This window comes from Actinomadura sp. KC216 (assembly GCF_004348535.1).
Classification (GTDB): Bacteria; Actinomycetota; Actinomycetes; order Streptosporangiales; family Streptosporangiaceae; genus Spirillospora.
In genome coordinates, this window is sequence record NZ_SMJX01000528.1 from 1 (window position 1) to 3456 (window position 3456).

Here is a 3456-nt window from a genome sequence, read left to right on the forward strand (position 1 = left end):
GACCACACCGCAGCCCCCGCCGCGGCCCGCGCGCTCGGCGCCGCACGGGACGTCCCGCCGCCGCTCCAGGGCAGCGGCGCCGGGGCCCGCGCAGCCGCATCACGCGCCCGCGGGCGACCAGCCGGCGTCGTCGCACGTCCCGCCGCCGCGGGTGCGGAACCGGCACGACGCCCAGATGCCGCCGGCGTCCACGTCCACCCGCACGGCGCCCGCGCACGGCCACGGCGGGCACGGCGGACACGGAACGCATGGCGCTCCCCGCCGCCCGGGCGGCAGCCGCGCGCTCCTCGGCGTCGCCGCCGCCGCGCTCACCGTCATCGTCGGCCTCGGCGCCTGGGCACTGGGCGGCGGCGGGGACGACCCCAAGGGCGGCAGCGTCACCGACAACGGCCGGACGAGCGCCCCACCGAAGCCGCAAACCGTGAAGCTGGACGTCGCCGACATCGCCGAGGCGCAGCAGTCGCGCGCCGACCACCCCGACACCGCGATCGGCAAGAACCTCCAGACCGTGATCGACGGGTCTCCCGGCGGCAAGTGGGAGACGCAGAGCTACCACGACGCCCACTTCGGCAACTACTCGAAGGGCCTCGGCGTGCTCCTCGACATGGGCCGTCCCGTCAAGGTCGCCAACGTGAAGGTCCACTCGCCGGAGACCGGCGGGATGCTCCAGGTCAAAGTCGGGAACTCGCGGTCCCCCGGCGCCCTCCAGGAGATCGGCCAGCAGCCCGCCAACGGCGGCGAGCTGACCGTCGCCGCGAACCCGCAGGCCACCGGCCAGTACGTGCTCGTCTGGTTCACCAGACTTCCCTCCTCCTACAAGGGCAAGCTGGGTGAGATCACCGTCTACGGGACCGCCGGCTGAGCCCGTTCCGCACTGCACAAGGGCTGTGACGTTGAGCGGCGCATGTCTGTATCGTGCCTGTAAGCAGATGTCCCTTCGCCCCCAGGAACCTGTGGTGCCAACCCCAGCAGCCGGTCGCGGATACCCGGCACCTTCCGGGCGTCCCGAACGAGAAAGCGGTCGCTCATGACGTCGGTGAGCATGCGTCGCGTCGACGAGGTGCCCGACAAGGAGCTCCTCGCCCGCCATGCCCAGGGGGACCCGCACGCCTTCGCCGAACTCGTCCACCGCCACCGGGACCGCATGTGGGCCGTCGCGCTGCGGACGCTCGGCGACCCCGAGGAGGCCGCGGACGCGCTGCAGGACGCCTGCCTCTCCGCGTTCCGCGCCGCCGGACGGTTCCGCGGGGACGCCGCCGTCACCACCTGGCTGCACCGGATCGTCGTGAACGCCTGCCTCGACCGCGTACGGCGCAAGTCCGTCCGCCCGGCGACGCCGATGGGCGACGACGCCACGTTCGACGCCGTCGCACCGAAGATGCCCGACCCGACGGACGCGCACGGCGTGTCCCTCGACGTCCACAGCGCGCTCGGGCAGCTGCCGTTCGAGCAGCGCGCCGCGCTCGTGCTCGTCGACATGATGGGCTATTCCGTCGACGACGCCGCGCAGGTCATGGAGGTCCCGCCCGGCACGATCAAGAGCCGCTGCGCGCGCGGACGCGCCAGGCTGGCCCCCCTTCTCGGCCATCACCGGAACCGACGGGAACGCAAAAACGTCGGAGGTGTGGAAGGAGGTGGCATGCCGAAGTGAACCCCGCACACCTTGACTACGACGTCCTGGCCGACCTGGCCGAAGGGCTGCTCGAAGACGACGAAGCCGCCTCCGTCAGCGCGCACCTCGACACCTGCGCCGACTGCCGCGACCTGTCCGCCGACCTTGCGGACGTGTCCCGGATCCTGGCGGAGGCTCCCGCGCCGTCCATGCCCGCCGAACTGGCCGACCGCATCGACACCGCCATCGCCGCGGAGTCGCTGAACACCGCGGCCGTGGCGAGCCTGGAGGAGCGGCGCGGAAGGCGGCATTGGCGGATCCTGTCGGCCGCCGCCGCGGCCGTGATCGTGCTCGGCGGCGGAGCGGCGGTCGGGACGATCGCCCTGGACAACACCAGCGGCGACCAGGGCCAGGCATCGGCCCCACCGCAGGACAACGCACGCACCGGCATCACCGGAAGCCAGAAGGAGAGCGGCGGCATGGCGCCGAACGCGGCGCCCGCACCCGCCTTCGCGGTCTCCAGCAGCGGCACCGACTACCGCGCCGGGCAGCTCGCCGCGCAGGTCGACCAGGTCACGGGGGCCACCCAGAAACTGAGCGCCCCCGAGGCACCGGACACCCGGCTGCGCGGCTGCGTCCTCGCCCTCGTCGGCGAACGCAAACCCGTCCTCGTCGACCAGGCCCGGTACGAAGGAAACCCGGCGACCGTCATCGCCACCCCGGGCGACACGCCCGGCAAGCTGAACGTGTGGGTCGTCAGCCCTGACTGCTCGGCCCAGAACCAGACCGTGCTGGACAAGGTAAAGAACGCCTGACCACAATCCCGAAGGCCATGGACACCGGCACCCAGCCACCGTCCATGGCCTTTCCTTTGCCCGCCCGCGCCCACAAAGGCCAGAGCCATACCGGCCCCGATCAGGCGGACGCCAGACCAGCAGAACCGTAAGGACCAAAGGCCCAGCAGGACAGGGAAACGCCAGCCCCGAGGCGACGCCAGCCCAGGCAGGATGCCAGCCCAGGCAGGATGCCAGCCCGGGCAGGGCGGCTTTCCAGGTAGGACGGCGGACCGGACCGGGCCGAGCAGCGGGCCGAACAGCGGGCCGAACAGCGGGCCGGGCCGAACAGCGGGCCGGACAACAGGCCGGGCGGGACAGAGAGCCTGGCGGGCGTAGGTCAGAGGGTCGCGAGGAACTCCAGCGCGATCGTCCAGGCGCGTTCGGCAGCGGCGTCGTCGTAGTCGGGCAGGTCGGGGTCGGTGAACAGGTGCCCGGCGCCCCGGTAGCGGAAGACCTCCACGTCCGCGCCCGCCTTGAGCATCCGCAGGTACCAGGCGTTCAGCCAGTCGACAGGCTCCCAGGTGTCCGGGTCGGCGACGTGCAGTTGCACCGGGATTTCGGTGGACGCGTCGTCCGCCATGTCGGACGTCCCGTGCATCAGCAGCAGCCCGCCCGCCTTGGCGTCGGCGAGCGCGAGGTTCTGCGCGAGGGAACCGCCCAGCGAGAACCCCGCGTAGACGAGACCGCCGTCGCCCACCAACGGAGCGGCGGCCGCCACCGCGCGCCGTAGCAGCTCGTCCCGTCCGATCTCCTCCTTGATCTCGATGCCGGCCTCGGGCTCGTCGACGACCCGCCCGTCGTACAGGTCCGGGACGTGGACCTCATGGCCCGCCAAGCGAAGCCTGTCCGCCGCCTGCAGAACCGCAGGCCGCAGCCCGTACATCGAGTGAAGAAGCAGAACACGCGCCATGCACAACACCCTACGACGGCCGAGGACCCTGCCCTGGCCGAGCGGCGAGACGACCAGTTGCTAGGCGATCCAGCGAGACAGTGGGCGGGGATCAGGGG

At 72.3% G+C, this 3456-nt stretch carries 3 protein-coding genes and 1 pseudogene; 3 read left to right on the forward strand and 1 reads right to left on the reverse strand.

Features of this window, described 5'->3' with window-relative positions:
* From E1264_RS44270 to E1264_RS41485, 3 genes and pseudogenes are all read left to right on the forward strand, one after another.
* A pseudogene (locus tag E1264_RS44270) lies at window positions 1–862 on the forward strand (hypothetical protein); the annotation flags it as partial.
* 165 nt (window positions 863–1027) lie between these two features.
* Window positions 1028–1651 carry an RNA polymerase sigma factor SigM gene (gene sigM, locus E1264_RS41480; RefSeq protein WP_207936938.1) on the forward strand — a complete coding sequence of 208 codons (624 nt, stop codon included), beginning with the start codon at window positions 1028–1030 and terminating at the stop codon, window positions 1649–1651.
* Window positions 1648–2427, forward strand: a complete 780-nt coding sequence (locus E1264_RS41485) for a zf-HC2 domain-containing protein (RefSeq protein WP_132182891.1) — start codon at window positions 1648–1650, stop codon at window positions 2425–2427. The genes sigM and E1264_RS41485 overlap by 4 nt, the downstream gene beginning before the upstream one ends.
* A 358-nt stretch (window positions 2428–2785) precedes the next feature.
* Here the strand turns inward: E1264_RS41485 and E1264_RS41490 are convergent, their stop codons facing one another.
* Window positions 2786–3358 (reverse strand): dienelactone hydrolase family protein, encoded by a 573-nt coding sequence (locus tag E1264_RS41490; protein ID WP_132182893.1) that lies wholly within the window; start codon window positions 3356–3358, stop codon window positions 2786–2788.
* Between the last annotated feature and the right edge of the window lie 98 nt (window positions 3359–3456).